At 66.1% G+C, this 15,311-nt stretch carries 10 protein-coding genes and 4 tRNA genes; all 14 read left to right on the top strand.

From position 1 onward, the window contains the following. Positions 1–741 precede the first annotated feature (741 nt). The 14 genes from QWY76_RS14740 to rpoC all read left to right on the top strand — a co-directional run bounded on the left by QWY76_RS14740 (position 742) and on the right by rpoC (position 15,259). A complete protein-coding gene (locus QWY76_RS14740; protein ID WP_290312052.1) occupies positions 742–1,725 on the top strand; it encodes a biotin--[acetyl-CoA-carboxylase] ligase in 984 nt (327 codons plus the stop codon). After that, on the top strand, positions 1,722–2,561 hold the full coding sequence (locus tag QWY76_RS14735; RefSeq protein WP_290312051.1) for a type III pantothenate kinase: 840 nt from the start codon (positions 1,722–1,724) through the stop codon (positions 2,559–2,561). The genes QWY76_RS14740 and QWY76_RS14735 overlap by 4 nt, the downstream gene beginning before the upstream one ends. Before the next feature lie 117 nt (positions 2,562–2,678). Continuing rightward, positions 2,679–2,762, top strand: a tRNA-Tyr gene (locus QWY76_RS14730). 49 nt (positions 2,763–2,811) lie between these two features. Next, a tRNA-Gly gene (locus QWY76_RS14725) sits at positions 2,812–2,885 on the top strand. Between the two features lie 31 nt (positions 2,886–2,916). Then, positions 2,917–2,991, top strand: a tRNA-Thr gene (locus QWY76_RS14720). Between the two features lie 151 nt (positions 2,992–3,142). Continuing rightward, positions 3,143–3,218 (top strand) — tRNA-Trp (locus QWY76_RS14715). A gap of 72 nt (positions 3,219–3,290) precedes the next feature. Continuing rightward, on the top strand, positions 3,291–3,659 hold the full coding sequence (gene secE, locus QWY76_RS14710) for a preprotein translocase subunit SecE (RefSeq protein WP_290312049.1): 369 nt from the start codon (positions 3,291–3,293) through the stop codon (positions 3,657–3,659). A gap of 8 nt (positions 3,660–3,667) precedes the next feature. After that, positions 3,668–4,201: a transcription termination/antitermination protein NusG gene (nusG, locus tag QWY76_RS14705; RefSeq protein WP_290312048.1), complete on the top strand. Its 534-nt coding sequence runs from the start codon at positions 3,668–3,670 to the stop codon at positions 4,199–4,201. A gap of 92 nt (positions 4,202–4,293) precedes the next feature. Continuing rightward, complete coding sequence (gene rplK / locus QWY76_RS14700; RefSeq protein WP_126485264.1) at positions 4,294–4,725, top strand: 50S ribosomal protein L11; 432 nt, start codon at positions 4,294–4,296, stop codon at positions 4,723–4,725. Positions 4,726–4,727: 2 nt separating this feature from the next. Further along, positions 4,728–5,420 (top strand): 50S ribosomal protein L1, encoded by a 693-nt coding sequence (rplA, locus tag QWY76_RS14695; protein WP_263590965.1) that lies wholly within the window; start codon positions 4,728–4,730, stop codon positions 5,418–5,420. Positions 5,421–5,678: 258 nt separating this feature from the next. Next, on the top strand, positions 5,679–6,179 hold the full coding sequence (rplJ, locus tag QWY76_RS14690; RefSeq protein ID WP_290312046.1) for a 50S ribosomal protein L10: 501 nt from the start codon (positions 5,679–5,681) through the stop codon (positions 6,177–6,179). 89 nt (positions 6,180–6,268) lie between these two features. Continuing rightward, positions 6,269–6,640: a 50S ribosomal protein L7/L12 gene (gene rplL / locus QWY76_RS14685; RefSeq protein ID WP_290312045.1), complete on the top strand. Its 372-nt coding sequence runs from the start codon at positions 6,269–6,271 to the stop codon at positions 6,638–6,640. A gap of 234 nt (positions 6,641–6,874) precedes the next feature. Continuing rightward, a complete protein-coding gene (gene rpoB / locus QWY76_RS14680; RefSeq protein ID WP_290312044.1) occupies positions 6,875–10,954 on the top strand; it encodes a DNA-directed RNA polymerase subunit beta in 4,080 nt (1,359 codons plus the stop codon). A gap of 87 nt (positions 10,955–11,041) precedes the next feature. Beyond that, positions 11,042–15,259: a DNA-directed RNA polymerase subunit beta' gene (rpoC, locus tag QWY76_RS14675; protein ID WP_290312042.1), complete on the top strand. Its 4,218-nt coding sequence runs from the start codon at positions 11,042–11,044 to the stop codon at positions 15,257–15,259. Positions 15,260–15,311: the final 52 nt, after the last annotated feature.

Raw genomic sequence — 15,311 nt, 5'->3', positions numbered from 1 at the left:
GCCGGGGTTTTTTCATGTTGGCCCGATGGCGGCGGGCGAGGGGTCGCCCATGGACCCGTTGGTCGGGCGAAGGGGCGCCGCGTCAGCGGGCCCGCCGGGCGAATCATCGTCAGGCACTCAATATCGAGAACACCCCGGTAGCGACGGCTGCCGGGGTTTTTTCATGTTGGTCCGATGGCGGCGGGCGAGGGTCGCCCATGGACCCGTTGGTCGGGCGAAGGGGCGCCGCGTCAGCGGGCCTGCCGGCCGAATCATCGTCAGGCATTGATTCCGGGAACACCCCGGTAGCGACGGCTGCCGGGGTTCTTTCATGTTGGTCCGATGGCGGCGGGCGACGGGGCGCCATGGGCCCGTTTTCAGCGGGCCCGCCGGGCGCCGGAACGCCCCGGCCTCGAAAGCGGTCGGGGCGTTTTCATGGCTGCACGTTCAGGCGGTTCTTGTTCCCGGGTGGCGGTGGGGTAGGGCCGCGCCGCCCCTTGTGGCGAGAGCGCCAGCCAACGTCCTGGGCCGGCCGTGAGCCGGGGAGGGGCGATGTCGTCAGCGCCTCGCATGGGCCCTGTGGGGCGCTGTGGTTCGTGGTGTACGACCGCGGCAGAGTGGGTGCCGGCAAGTCGTCGAGGCATGCCAGGGGAGGGCGCGCGTGGCGACCAAAGGGGGATTGCGATTCGCGCCGGGGGCGCGGATTTCCGGGCTCGCGTCTGTTCCGATAGAATATGGCTTTTTCCCGTCTGGGGCATGCGCATGACCATCGGTGACCTGATCCGCCTGTTGAGTGACGGCGAGTTCCATTCCGGCGAGCAGCTGGGCGAGCGCCTGGGGGTCTCGCGCGCCGCGGTATGGAAGCAGCTGCGCAAGCTCGAGGCCCTGGGCATTCCCATGGAGGCGGTCAAGGGGCAGGGCTACCGGCTGGCCGAGCCCCTGGAGCTGCTGGACGGTGGCGTCATCGTGGCCGGTCTGTCCCGGGGCGTGCGTCAGCACGTGACCCGGCTGTTCGTCGAGGAGACGCTGCCGTCGAGCAACCAGTTCCTGCGCGAGCGCTTCGCCCAGGGGGCAGGACACGGCGAGGTCTGCCTGGTAGAGCAGCAGAGCGCCGGCAAGGGGCGTCGAGGGCGCACCTGGGTGACGCCCTGGGGGCGGACCCTGATGCTCTCGGTAGGGTGGCGCTTCGAGTCCGGTGTGGCGGCGCTGGAGGGGCTCAGCCTGGCGGTCGGCGTGGCCCTCGCCCGGGTCCTGGAGGCGCACGGCGTCAGGCCGCGACTCAAATGGCCCAACGATGTGCTGCTCGAGGGGGAGGACGGTCGCCTGGGCAAGCTGGCGGGCATCCTGGTGGAAATGAGCGGGGATGCCGCAGGCCCCTGCGAAGTGGTGGTCGGCATGGGGATCAATGTCGATCTCCCTCAGGCCTTTCGCGAGACCATCGAGCAGCCGGTGGGGGCGGTCCATGACCAGGCGCCGGGGCTCTCCCGCAATCGGCTGGCCGTCGAGCTGCTGGACGTGCTGATGCCGCTGATGGCCACCTTCGAGCAGCAGGGCTTCGCGGCCTGGCAGGAGGAGTGGAACCGCCGGCACGCCTTCGCCGGGCGAGAGGTGGATGTCATTCGCGGCGAGCGCCGGGAGTCGGCGGTCGCCGAGTCGGTGGACGCCTCGGGCAACCTCTGGGTACGCCGTGCCGAAGGGCGCGAACGGCTCGCCGGGGGAGAGATCAGCATACGGGGGCAGGGATGATCCTGGATCTGGACATCGGCAACACCCTGTCGAAGTGGCGCCTCAAGGATGCGGACAGCAGCGAGATCCGTTCGCGGGGGGCGGTGTGGACCCGGGAGGAGTGGCGTCCCGGGGCGGATATCCCCGATCTCGACGTGGTCGAGGCGGTGCGTATCTCCAGCGTGGCTCGCCAGGCCGTGCTGGCTCAGACCGTGGCCCTGCTGCAGAGCCGGGTAGGCGGGGTGCATGTGGCCCGCTCGCGCCTCGAGGCCCTGGGGGTGACCAACGGCTACCGGGAACCCGGGCGGCTGGGAGTGGATCGCTGGATGGGGGTGCTGGCGGGTTACCAGCTCGCCGGCGGCTGCTGCAGCGTGGACTGTGGCAGCGCCATCACCGTGGACTTCGTGCTGCCCGGGGGGCGCCACCTGGGGGGCTATATCCTGCCGGGCCTGCGGTTGATGAAGGAAAGCCTCCAGCTCGGCACCCGCAACGTGGCCATCGATCCCGACAGCGAGGCCGACGAACTGCTGGCCCCCGGCACGCGCACCGTGGAGGCCGTCAATCACGGCATCTACATGGCGGCGGTGAGTGCCGTGAACCGGATCTACAGCGAAGTCTGCGACCGCCAGAACGTGGCCCTGCCGATGCTGCTCACCGGCGGCGACGCGCGGGTGGTCTCGCGGGGCATCCAGGTGCCCCACGCGGTCTGGCCGGACATGGTCTACGCCGGGCTGGAGGCCAGTTTCCCGCTGACCGCCGCCGAGCGCGCCGGGCGCATGGCGGGGGCGCCGCGGGTGCCGCGGCCGGTGTCACTGGAAAAGATTCGCGCCGGGCTTGCATTCTCCATGCTGCTTTGACACAATGCGCCGCGTTCCGGAGAGGCAGGTCCGCCCCGGCGGTCATGTCCGGTCAGGAAGATTGATAAAACAATCACTTGACACCGAGAGCCGAGGCGGTAGAATACACCGCCAGCTGGAGGGGTTCCCGAGTGGCCAAAGGGAGCAGACTGTAAATCTGCCGCGAAAGCTTCGAAGGTTCGAATCCTTCCCCCTCCACCAGGTTTTCGCCGCCCTCGCCAGGTGCGGAGGTGGAAAAGAGAGTGGGCAGGCGGGCATAGTTCAATGGTAGAACCTCAGCCTTCCAAGCTGATGATGCGGGTTCGATCCCCGCTGCCCGCTCCAGGTTTGACGGCACGTGGTGCCGAGCGGTAACGCTCATGTAGCTCAGGGGTAGAGCACACCCTTGGTAAGGGTGAGGTCGACGGTTCAAATCCGTCCATGAGCTCCACATCGAAAAGGCGGGCCGAGGCTCGCCTTTTCTCTTTCTTCCCGGCGTGGCTGGATGCCGGAGAAGGGGTTGCCAGGCAAAGCGGGTTCCGCTATGATGGCGCCCGCTGTCGCTCAGGTCGCTTGCAAAGGGCGGTCGCGGAAGCAGATACAGGCCAGTAGCTCAATTGGCAGAGCAGCGGTCTCCAAAACCGCAGGTTGGGGGTTCGATTCCCTCCTGGCCTGCCAGTCTTCCCCAGGCTGGCGAGATCTCATATACTTTCATGTTTCGATTGCCGCACCCTGAGGAGTCTCGTTTTCATGAAACATAACGCCGAGGTGCAGGAGACGCGCCACGACGGGCTCAAGTGGGCGGTTGTCGTCACTCTGCTGGTTCTTGCCGTCGTCGGCAATACCTATTTTACCGATCAGGCGCTTCTCTATCGTGTGCTCGGCGTCGTCGCCCTCAGTGTGGTGGCGGCGCTGGTGGCGTTGACCACCACGAAGGGGCGTGAGCTGCTCGAGTTGGCCCGCAGCGCGAAGAAGGAAATCCAGCGCGTGGTCTGGCCGACCCGCCCCGAAACCGTACAGACCACCGCCATCGTGCTGGTGGCCGTGCTGGTGGTGGGGCTGATGCTGTGGCTCATCGACACTCTTCTTGGCTGGGCGATGTCCGGCGTCATTGGTTAGGAGTCTTCATGTCCAAGCGTTGGTACGTCGTTCACGCCTACTCCGGCTTCGAGAAGCATGTCATGCGCTCGCTCATCGAGCGCGTGAAGATGTTTGGCATGGAGGACCGCTTCGGCGAGATCCTGGTGCCCACCGAAGAAGTCGTCGAGATGCGTGACGGCAAGCGCCGCAAGAGTGAGCGCAAGTTCTATCCCGGCTACGTGCTGGTCGAGATGGAGATGGACGACGAGACCTGGCACCTGGTCAACGAGACCCCGCGCGTGATGGGGTTCATCGGTGGTACCAAGGAGAAGCCGGCCCCCATCACCCAGCGTGAGGCGGATGCCATTCTCAGTCGGGTCAAGGACGGCACCGACAAGCCGCGGCCGAAGACCATGTTCGAGCCGGGCCAGTCCGTGCGTGTCATCGACGGCCCCTTCGCCGACTTCAACGGCGTGGTCGAGGAAGTCAACTACGACAAGAGTCGTCTCCAGGTCAGCGTGCTGATCTTCGGCCGGTCCACGCCGGTCGAGCTGGAGTTTGCCCAGGTCGAGAAGGAATAAGCCCTCTCGTCCGGGCGTGTTTCGTGGCGGTCGCCGAGGCGACCGCGTAACCCGGGGAGCCGCAAGGCGCTACTACCCATCTGGAGTTCATCATGGCCAAGAAAGTCCAGGCTTACATCAAGCTGCAGGTCGCAGCCGGTAAAGCCAATCCGAGTCCCCCCGTGGGCCCCGCGCTGGGTCAGCACGGTGTCAACATCATGGAGTTCTGCAAGGCGTTCAACGCCGAGACCCAGGACATCGAGCCGGGTCTGCCGACTCCCGTGGTGATCACCGTCTATTCCGACCGCAGCTTCACCTTCGTCACCAAGACCCCGCCCGCGGCGGTCCTGCTGAAGAAGGCCGCTGGCATCAAGTCCGGCTCCGGTGAGCCGAACAAGACCAAGGTCGGTACCGTGACCCGCGAGCAGCTCGAAGAGATCGCCAAGACCAAGGAGCCGGACCTGACGGCTGCCGATCTCGACGCCGCGGTGCGTACCATTGCCGGTAGTGCCCGCAGCATGGGCCTGAACGTGGAGGGCCTCTGATCATGGCTAAGCTCAGCAAGCGCGCGACGCAGATTCGCGAGAAAGTCGACCCGAACAAGGCGTACTCCCTGGAAGAGGCCGTGGCCCTGCTCTCCGAGCTGTCCACCGTCAAGTTCAAGGAGTCCCTGGACGTCGCCATCAACCTGGGCGTCGATCCGCGCAAATCCGACCAGGTCGTGCGTGGCGCCACCGTCATGCCCAACGGTACCGGCAAGGACGTGCGTGTCGCCGTCTTCACCCAGGGTGCCAACGCCGATGCCGCCAAGGAAGCCGGTGCCGACATCGTCGGCATGGACGACCTGGCCGAGCAGGTCAAGAAGGGCCAGCTCGACTTCGACGTGGTCATCGCCTCGCCGGACGCCATGCGCGTCGTCGGCCAGCTGGGTCAGATCCTTGGCCCGCGTGGCCTGATGCCCAACCCCAAGGTCGGCACCGTGACCCCGGACGTCGCCACCGCGGTCAAGAACGCCAAGGCCGGCCAGGTGCGCTTCCGTACCGACAAGAACGGCATCATCCACACCACCCTCGGCAAGGTCGATTTCGACGCCGCCTCCATCCAGGGCAACCTGGAGGCGCTGATCGCCGACCTCAAGAAGCTCAAGCCGAGCACCTCCAAGGGTGTGTATTTCAAGAAGGTCTCGCTGTCCACCACCATGGGCCCGGGGCTGACTGTCGACCACTCCGCGTTCGTCTGACGCCGAGTCCGACAACCGAGCAAGAACTTTGCGGTCCCCGTGCACGGTCTCGACACGAGCCGGCGGGCACCGTCAAAGACCGCAGGTGCCGTCTCGCTCGCCGAGGCGGCTTAATCATCCCCCGGGGAGACCTGCGCAGATGGTGTGGCCGCCAGATGTCTGGTGAGCACCATCACCCAGGACTTCCGGTCCCCGACCGGGAGAGATGGTAACCACCGGAACTCTCTTGTGAGATTCCGGCACGAAGGAGTGATCACCGTGCCACTAGCACTCGAAGGCAAGAAGGCAATTGTTGCCGAGGTCAGTGAAGCGGCCAGGGATGCTCTCTCCGTCGTCGTTGCCGATTCTCGTGGCGTCGCGGTCAGCAAGATGACCGACCTGCGCAAGCAGGCCCGCGAGAATGGCGTGCAGATCCGTGTTGTCCGCAACACCCTGGCACGCCGCGCCCTGGCAGGCACCCAGTGGGAATGCCTGAACGAAAGCTTCGTGGGTCCGACCCTCCTGGCCTTCTCCTCCGAGCATCCGGGCGCTGCCGCCCGCCTGTTCAAGGAGTTCGGCAAGGACGAGAAGAACTTCGAAGTCAAGGCGCTGGCCTACGAAGGCGAGTTCATCCCGGCGAGCGATCTCGATCGCCTGGCGACGCTGCCGACCTACGACGAGGCGATCGCCAAGCTGATGTCCGTCATGAAGGAAGCTTCTGCCGGCAAGCTGGTCCGTACCCTCGCCGCGCTGCGTGACCAGAAGGAAGAGGCCGCCTGAACGGCGAACTCGAGCCCGTAGCGAGAATCGAACATTGAATCAGCGAGTCATCGGTGCGCCGAGACTCCCGCAAAGTTAGGAACGTGAAAATGGCACTGACCAAAGAAGACATCATCAACGCCGTCGCCGACATGTCCGTGATGGAAGTCGCCGAGCTGATCGAAGCGATGGAAGAGAAGTTCGGCGTGACCGCCGCGGCCGCCGTCGTGGCCGGCCCGGGTGGCGGTGAGGCCGCTGCCGAGGAAGAGCAGACCGAATTCGACCTGGTGCTGACCGGCGCCGGCGACAAGAAGGTCAACGTCATCAAGGCCGTCCGCGAGATCACCGGCCTGGGCCTGAAGGAAGCCAAGGGTGCCGTCGACGGCGCGCCGGCGACCATCAAGGAAGCGATGTCCAAGGACGACGCCGAAGCAGCCAAGACCAAGCTGGAAGAAGCCGGCGCGAGCGTGGAGCTCAAGTAATCCTTGTGCCCACGGCTTCACGCGCTGCGTAAGCTTCCACGGCTGGTGGCGGGACACCCGCTGCCGGCCTTTTTCTGTTGTCACTAGCCGGTCGCCCCTCTTGGGCCTCCGCTAGCCGAATTCCGACGGCGAGTCTCCATGTGGGGACTTGCCGTCAGCGCCTGACGGAGCCGCGCCCGTCGGGTGGCGCCGACACGCATCGGTCACCCATGGTGAACAAGCTGGGGAATACAGATGGCTTACTCATACACTGAGAAAAAACGCATCCGCAAGGATTTCGGCAAACTGCCCCAAGTGATGGATGTGCCTTACCTGCTGGCCATCCAGCTTGATTCCTACTACGACTTTCTCCAGCAGGATCGCTCACCCGAAGAACGTCTCGAGATCGGCCTGCACGCCGCCTTCCGCTCGGTGTTCCCGATCGAGAGCTTCTCCGGCAACGCCGCCCTGGAGTACGTCAGTTATCGTTTCGGCACTCCGGCGTTCGACGTCAAGGAATGCCAGCTGCGTGGCGTCACCTACTCGGCTCCCCTGCGCGTCAAGGTCCGTCTGATCATCTACGACAAGGACTCGTCGAACAAGGCGATCAAGGACATCAAGGAGCAGGAAGTCTACATGGGGGAGATCCCCCTGATGACCGAGAACGGCACCTTCGTCGTCAACGGCACCGAGCGCGTCATCGTCTCCCAGCTGCACCGCTCACCGGGCGTGTTCTTCGATCACGACAAGGGCAAGAGCCATTCCTCCGGCAAGCTGTTGTATTCCGCCCGGGTGATTCCCTACCGCGGCTCCTGGCTGGACTTCGAGTTCGATCCCAAGGACAACGTCTTCGTGCGCATCGACCGTCGCCGCAAGCTGCCGGCGTCCGTGCTGCTGCGCGCCCTGGGCATGAGCGCCGAGGAGATCCTCGACGAGTTCTTCGAGACCAGCACCTTCCACATCGAGAAGTCCGGCTTCTCCGTGGAACTGGTGCCGTCGCGCCTGCGCGGCGAGACCGCGACCTTCGACATCAAGGATGGTGACGGCAATGTGATCGTCGAGGAAGGCCGCCGCGTCACCCAGAAGCACATCCGCCAGCTGGAGAAGGCCGGCCTCGAGCGTCTCGAGGTGCCGATGGACTACCTGTTCGGCAAGACCCTGGCCAAGGACCAGATCAACCCCGCCACCGGCGAGCTGATCTGCCCCTGCAACACCGCCATCACCCCGGAGCTGCTGGAGGCCATCGGCCAGGCCGGCATCACCGCCCTCGAGACCCTGTACACCAACGATCTCGACTGCGGCCCCTTCGTCTCCGACACCCTCAAGCTGGATACCACCGGGTCGCAGCTCGAGGCGCTGGTCGAGATCTACCGCATGATGCGCCCCGGCGAGCCGCCCACCAAGGAAGCCGCCGAGACGCTGTTCAACAACCTGTTCTTCACCGAGGACCGCTACGACCTGTCCGGCGTCGGTCGCATGAAGTTCAACCGCCGCCTGCGTCGCGACAGCGACACCGGGGCCGGCGTGCTCGACCGTCGCGACATCCTCGACGTGCTGGGCGAGTTGATCAGCATCCGTAACGGCTTCGGCGATGTCGATGACATCGACCACCTGGGCAACCGCCGTATCCGCTGCGTCGGCGAGATGGCCGAGAACCAGTTCCGCGTGGGCCTGGTGCGCGTCGAGCGGGCGGTCAAGGAACGCCTGTCCATGGCCGAGAGCGAAGGCCTGATGCCCCAGGACCTGATCAACGCCAAGCCGGTGGCGGCCGCGGTCAAGGAGTTCTTCGGCTCCAGCCAGCTGTCCCAGTTCATGGACCAGAACAACCCGCTGTCCGAGGTGACGCACAAGCGCCGCGTCTCCGCCCTCGGCCCGGGCGGCCTGACCCGCGAGCGGGCCGGCTTCGAGGTGCGTGACGTCCACGCCACCCACTATGGCCGCCTGTGCCCGATCGAGACCCCGGAAGGGCCGAACATCGGCCTGATCAACTCGCTGGCCACCTACAGCCACACCAACAGCTACGGCTTCCTCGAGACCCCGTACCGCAAGGTCGTGGACAGCCAGGTGACCGACGACGTGGTGCACCTCTCGGCCATCGAGGAGGGTGACTTCGTCATCGCCCAGGCCTCCGCCACCGTGGACGAGGGCGGCAAGCTGGTCGACGACCTGGTGCAGGTCCGCCACAAGGGCGAGACCACCTTCATGCGTCCCGAGCAGGTGACGCTGATGGACGTGTCGCCGCGCCAGGTGGTATCCGTGGCCGCGGCCCTGATCCCCTTCCTCGAGCACGATGACGCCAACCGCGCCCTGATGGGGGCGAACATGCAGCGCCAGGCGGTGCCGACCCTGCGGGCCGAGAAGCCCCTGGTGGGCACCGGCATGGAGCGCTTCGTGGCCCGCGACTCCGGCGTCTGCGCCGTGGCCCGGCGTGGCGGCACCATCGACTCGGTCGACGCCAAGCGCATCGTGGTGCGGGTCAACGAGGACGAGATCATCGGCGGCGAGGCCGGCGTCGACATCTACAACCTGACCAAGTACCTGCGCTCCAACCAGAACACCTGCCAGAACCAGCGCCCGATCGTGCGCCCGGGGGACGGCGTGGCGCGGGGCGACATCCTGGCCGACGGTCCGTCCGTCGACATGGGCGACCTGGCGCTGGGCCAGAACATGCGCATCGCCTTCATGCCCTGGAACGGCTTCAACTTCGAGGACTCCATCCTGCTCTCCGAGCGGGCGGTCCAGGAAGACCGCTTCACCACCATCCATATCCAGGAGCTGACCTGCGTCTCCCGCGACACCAAGCTGGGCGCCGAGGAGATCACCTCGGACATCCCCAATGTCGGCGAGTCGGCGCTGTCCAAGCTGGACGAGGCCGGGGTGGTCTACATCGGCGCGGAAGTCGGTGCGGGTGACATCCTGGTCGGCAAGGTCACGCCCAAGGGCGAGACCCAGCTGACCCCGGAGGAGAAGCTGCTGCGCGCGATCTTCGGCGAGAAGGCCTCCGACGTGAAGGACACCTCGCTGCGCGCCCCGACCGGCATGAAGGGCACCGTCATCGATGTCCAGGTGTTCACCCGTGACGGCGTGGAGAAGGATTCCCGGGCGCTGTCCATCGAGCAGATGCAGCTCGACGAGGTGCGCAAGGATCTCCAGGAGACCTACCGCATCGCCGAGGACGCGACCTTCGAGCGCCTGCAGCGCACCCTCGCCGGTCAGGCCGTCAACGGCGGGCCCAGGCTCAAGAAGGGCGACGTGCTCACCGACGAGTACCTCGAGGAGCTGCCGCGCCAGCAGTGGTTCAAGCTGCGCCTGCAGGACGAGTCGCTCAACGAGTTGCTGGCCCAGGCCGACGAGCAGCTGGAGAATCGTCGCAAGGAGATGGACGAGCGCTTCGAGGACAAGAAGCGCAAGCTCACCCAGGGCGACGACCTGGCGCCGGGCGTGCTGAAGATCGTCAAGGTCTACCTGGCGATCAAGCGTCGCCTGCAGCCGGGCGACAAGATGGCCGGCCGCCACGGCAACAAGGGTGTCATCTCGGCGATCATGCCGATCGAGGACATGCCCTTCGACGACAACGGCGAGCCCATCGACGTGGTGCTCAACCCGCTGGGCGTGCCGTCGCGGATGAACGTCGGCCAGATCCTCGAGACCCACCTGGGCATGGCCGCCCGCGGCCTCGGGGTGAAGATCGAGCACATGCTGCGCGCCGCCCGCGAGCAGCAGGTCGGCGAGATCCGTGAGTTCCTGGGCAAGGTCTACAATACCGCCTCGAGCACCCGGGTCGAGGATCTCGACTCGCTGACCGACGACGAGGTCATCGCCCTGGCGAAGAACCTCAAGGCGGGCGTGCCCATGGCCACGCCGGTCTTCGACGGTGCCCGCGAGCACGAGATCAAGCACCTGCTGAGCCTGGCCGACCTGCCGGACTCCGGTCAGATGACCCTCTATGACGGGCGCACCGGCGATGCCTTCGACCGCCCGGTCACCGTGGGTTACATGTACATGCTGAAGCTCAATCACCTGGTGGACGACAAGATGCACGCACGTTCCACGGGCTCCTACTCGCTGGTCACCCAGCAGCCGCTGGGCGGCAAGGCCCAGTTCGGTGGTCAGCGCTTCGGGGAAATGGAGGTCTGGGCCCTGGAAGCCTATGGCGCGGCCTACACCCTCCAGGAGATGCTCACCGTCAAGTCCGACGACGTGGAGGGTCGCACCAAGATGTACAAGAGCATCGTGGACGGCGATCACACCATGCAGGCGGGCATGCCGGAATCCTTCAACGTGCTGGTGAAGGAAATCCGCTCGCTGGGCATCGATATCGAACTGGAGAGCTGAGGCTGCCGCGACGGCGCTTCACAGAATGACGGTCCGCGGGGGCGACGGCGCCCCCGCCCATGACAACTCCGCAGCGGAGCCGACCCCATGAAAGATTTGGTGAAAGTCCTCAAATCGCAGTCTCAGTCCGACGAGTTCGACGCGATCAAGATTACCCTGGCGTCGCCGGACATGATTCGCAGCTGGTCCTTCGGCGAGGTCAAGAAGCCCGAGACCATCAACTACCGGACCTTCAAGCCGGAGCGCGACGGCCTGTTCTGCGCCAAGATCTTCGGCCCGGTGAAGGACTACGAGTGCCTGTGCGGCAAGTACAAGCGCATGAAGCACCGCGGCATCATCTGCGAGAAGTGCGGCGTGGAGGTCACCAAGGCCGCCGTGCGCCGCGAGCGCATGGGCCATATCGAGCTGGCCAGCCCGGTGGCCCACATCTGGTTCCTCAAGTCGCTGCCGTCGCGCATCGGCATGTTCCTCGACATGACCCTGCGCGACATCGAGCGCGTGCTCTACTTCGAGAGCTTCATGGTCGTCGACCCGGGCATGACCACCCTCGAGCGCGGCCAGCTGCTCAACGACGAGCAGTACTTCGAGGCCCTCGAGGAGTTCGGTGACGACTTCGATGCCCGCATGGGCGCCGAGGCCGTCCAGGCCATGCTCAAGGACATCGATCTCGAGGAGGAGATCGAGCGGCTGCGCGAGGAGATCCCGCAGACCAACTCCGAGACCAAGATCAAGAAGCTGTCCAAGCGGCTGAAGCTGCTCGAGGCCTTCCAGGGCTCCGGCAACGACCCGGCCTGGATGGTCATGGAAGTGCTGCCCGTGTTGCCGCCGGACCTGCGTCCGCTGGTGCCGCTGGATGGCGGCCGCTTCGCGACCTCGGATCTCAACGACCTGTACCGTCGCGTGATCAACCGCAACAACCGCCTCAAGCGGCTGCTCGACCTCAACGCGCCGGACATCATCGTGCGCAACGAGAAGCGCATGCTGCAGGAGGCGGTCGACGCCCTGCTCGACAACGGTCGCCGTGGCCGGGCCATCACCGGCTCCAACAAGCGTCCGCTGAAGTCGCTGGCCGACATGATCAAGGGCAAGCAGGGGCGCTTCCGCCAGAACCTGCTGGGCAAGCGCGTCGACTACTCCGGCCGCTCGGTGATCACCGTGGGCCCGACCCTGCGCCTGCACCAGTGCGGCCTGCCGAAGAAGATGGCGCTGGAGCTGTTCAAGCCGTTCATCTACTCCAAGCTGCAGGCCAGCGGCCAGGCGTCCACCATCAAGGCCGCCAAGAAGATGGTCGAGCGCGAGCTGCCGGAAGTGTGGGACATCCTCGCCGATGTCATCCGCGAGCACCCGGTGCTGCTCAACCGCGCCCCGACCCTGCACCGTCTCGGCATCCAGGCCTTCGAGCCGCTGCTGATCGAGGGCAAGGCCATCCAGCTGCACCCGCTGGTGTGTGCCGCCTACAACGCCGACTTCGACGGTGACCAGATGGCGGTCCACGTGCCGCTGACCCTGGAAGCCCAGCTCGAGGCCCGCGCGCTGATGATGGCCACCAACAACGTGCTGTCACCGGCCAACGGCGAGCCGATCATCGTGCCGTCCCAGGACGTGGTGCTGGGCCTGTACTACATGACCCGCGAGAAGATCAACGCCAAGGGCGAGGGCATGGTGTTCGCCGACCTCAACGAGGTCGAGCGCGCCTTCGGCACCCAGAGCGTCGACCTGCACGCCCGGGTCAAGGTGCGCCTCGACGAGGTGATGGTGGACGAGGAGAGCGGCGAGCAGAGCCACAGCCGCACGATCTACGACACCACCGTGGGCCGCGCGCTGCTGTTCCGCATCCTGCCGGAGGGCGTGCCCTTCGAGCTGATCGACCAGCCGATGAAGAAGAAGGCCATCTCCCGGCTGATCAACGAGGTGTACCGCCGTGCCGGCCTCAAGCCGGCGGTGATCTTCGCCGACCAGCTGATGTACACCGGCTTCCGCATGGCCACCTGGTCCGGCGCCTCCATCGGCGTCAACGACTTCGTCATCCCGGATGCCAAGGCCGAGATCGTCGATGCGGCCGAGGAAGAGGTCAAGGAGATCGAGGACCAGTTCTCCTCCGGTCTGGTGACCGCGGGCGAGAAGTACAACAAGGTCATCGACATCTGGGCGCGGGCCAACGACCAGGTCGCCAAGGCGATGATGGCCGGCATCTCCAAGGAGAGCGTGGTCGACCGCGAGGGCAACGAGGTCGAGCAGGACTCCTTCAACAGCGTCTTCATCATGGCCGACTCCGGTGCCCGGGGTAGTGCCGCCCAGATCCGCCAGCTGGCGGGCATGCGTGGCCTGATGGCCAAGCCGGACGGCTCGATCATCGAGACCCCGATCGTCGCCAACTTCCGTGAAGGCCTGAACGTCCTGCAGTACTTCATCTCGACCCACGGCGCGCGCAAGGGTCTGGCGGATACGGCACTCAAGACCGCCAACTCCGGTTACCTGACTCGCCGCCTGGTCGACGTGGCTCAGGACATGGTCATCACCGAGGCCGACTGCGGCACCGAGAACGGCCTGACCCTGCACCCGGTCATCGAGGGCGGCGACATCATCGTCTCCCTGGCGCAGCGGGTGCTGGGCCGCGTGGTCGCCCAGGACGTCATCGATCCGGCCACCGAGGAGGTGCTGATCCCGCGCGATACCCTGCTCGACGAGGCCTGGTGCGCCGAACTCGACACCATGGGCGTCGACGAGATCGTGGTGCGCTCGACCATCACCTGCGAGACCAGCCACGGGGTCTGCTCGTCCTGTTACGGTCGCGACCTGGCGCGCGGTCACCAGGTCAACATCGGCGAGTCGGTGGGCGTCATCGCCGCCCAGTCCATCGGCGAGCCGGGCACCCAGCTGACCATGCGGACCTTCCACATCGGTGGCGCGGCCTCCCGGGCCTCCGCGGTGGACAGCGTCCAGGTCAAGCACGGCGGCCGGGTGCGCCTGCACAACATCAAGTACGTCGAGCGCGGCGACGGCAAGCTGGTGGTGGTCTCCCGCTCCAGTGCCCTGGCGGTGGCCGACGAGCACGGCCGCGAGCGCGAGTACTACAAGCTGCCCTACGGCGCCGAGCTCTCCGTCAAGGACGGCGAGGCAGTGGATGCCGGCCAGGCCGTGGCCAAGTGGGATCCGCACACCCACCCGATCGTCGCCGAGGCCGAGGGCCAGGTACAGTACGCCGACATGGACGAGGGCGTCACCATCCACCGCAGCGTGGACGAGATGACCGGCCTGTCCTCCATCGAGGTCATCGAGTCGGCGGCGCGCCCCATGGCCGGCCGCGACAAGCGCCCGATGATCCTGCTGGCCGACGAGACCGGCAAGTCGGTGACCGTGTCCGGGTCCGATACCCCGGTGCAGTACCTGCTGCCCGGCAAGGCGATCGTCACCGTGGACAACGGCTCGCACATCGGCGTCGGTGAGGTGGTGGCCCGTATCCCGGTCGAGGCGACCGGCAACAAGGACATCACCGGGGGTCTGCCGCGGGTCGCCGACCTGTTCGAGGCGCGCAAGCCGAAGGAACCGGCGATCCTCGCCGAGATCAGCGGCGTGATCAGCTTCGGCAAGGAGACCAAGGGCAAGCGTCGCCTGACGATCACCCCGGAAGACGGCGATCCGTTCGAGATGCTGATCCCGAAATGGCGCCAGATCGCGGTGTTCGAGGGCGAGACCGTCGAGAAGGGCGAGGTCATCTCCGACGGCCCGAGCAACCCGCACGACATCCTGCGCCTGCTCGGCATCGCCGAACTGGCCAAGTACATCGTCGCCGAGGTGCAGGACGTCTACCGGCTGCAGGGCGTGGGCATCAACGACAAGCACATCGAGGTGATCGTGCGTCAGATGCTGCGCAAGGTGGAGATCACCGACGCCGGCGATTCCGACTTTATCCCGGGCGACCAGGTCGAGCTGGTCCGCGTGCTCGAGGAGAACGCGCGCCTGGAGCAGCAGGACAAGTTCCCGGCGAAGTGCCAGCGCCTGCTGCTGGGCATCACCAAGGCCAGCCTGGCCACCGAGTCGTTCATCTCCGCGGCCTCCTTCCAGGAGACCACGCGGGTGCTGACCGAGGCGGCGGTCACCGGCAAGCGCGACTACCTGCGCGGCCTGAAGGAAAACGTGGTGGTGGGACGCCTGATCCCGGCCGGTACCGGCCTGACCCACCATGCGGAGCGTCGCCGCAAGCGTGAAGACGCCGAACGCACGCTCCACCCGTCGGCCTACGATGTCGAGCAGGAGCTGGGCGCCCAGCTCACCGCGCTCGACTCGGACGACGACGAGATCTGATGCCGGCTCCGGCCGCACGGCGCGCGCTCCCGGGCGGGCGCCGTGCTTGACG

Source organism: Halomonas maura (assembly GCF_030409305.1).
GTDB classification, from domain to species: domain Bacteria; phylum Pseudomonadota; class Gammaproteobacteria; order Pseudomonadales; family Halomonadaceae; genus Halomonas; species Halomonas maura.
Note: the sequence above shows the minus strand (reverse complement) of the source record. Positions and strands in the feature narration are given on the sequence as shown.

Coding starts and splice junctions, on each gene's coding strand:
- QWY76_RS14740 (WP_290312052.1), top strand. CDS start 742: ATGACCATCGGTGACCTGATCCGCCTGTTGAGTGACGGCGAGTTCCAT.
- QWY76_RS14735 (WP_290312051.1), top strand. CDS start 1,722: ATGATCCTGGATCTGGACATCGGCAACACCCTGTCGAAGTGGCGCCTC.
- secE (WP_290312049.1), top strand. CDS start 3,291: ATGAAACATAACGCCGAGGTGCAGGAGACGCGCCACGACGGGCTCAAG.
- nusG (WP_290312048.1), top strand. CDS start 3,668: ATGTCCAAGCGTTGGTACGTCGTTCACGCCTACTCCGGCTTCGAGAAG.
- rplK (WP_126485264.1), top strand. CDS start 4,294: ATGGCCAAGAAAGTCCAGGCTTACATCAAGCTGCAGGTCGCAGCCGGT.
- rplA (WP_263590965.1), top strand. CDS start 4,728: ATGGCTAAGCTCAGCAAGCGCGCGACGCAGATTCGCGAGAAAGTCGAC.
- rplL (WP_290312045.1), top strand. CDS start 6,269: ATGGCACTGACCAAAGAAGACATCATCAACGCCGTCGCCGACATGTCC.
- rpoB (WP_290312044.1), top strand. CDS start 6,875: ATGGCTTACTCATACACTGAGAAAAAACGCATCCGCAAGGATTTCGGC.
- rpoC (WP_290312042.1), top strand. CDS start 11,042: ATGAAAGATTTGGTGAAAGTCCTCAAATCGCAGTCTCAGTCCGACGAG.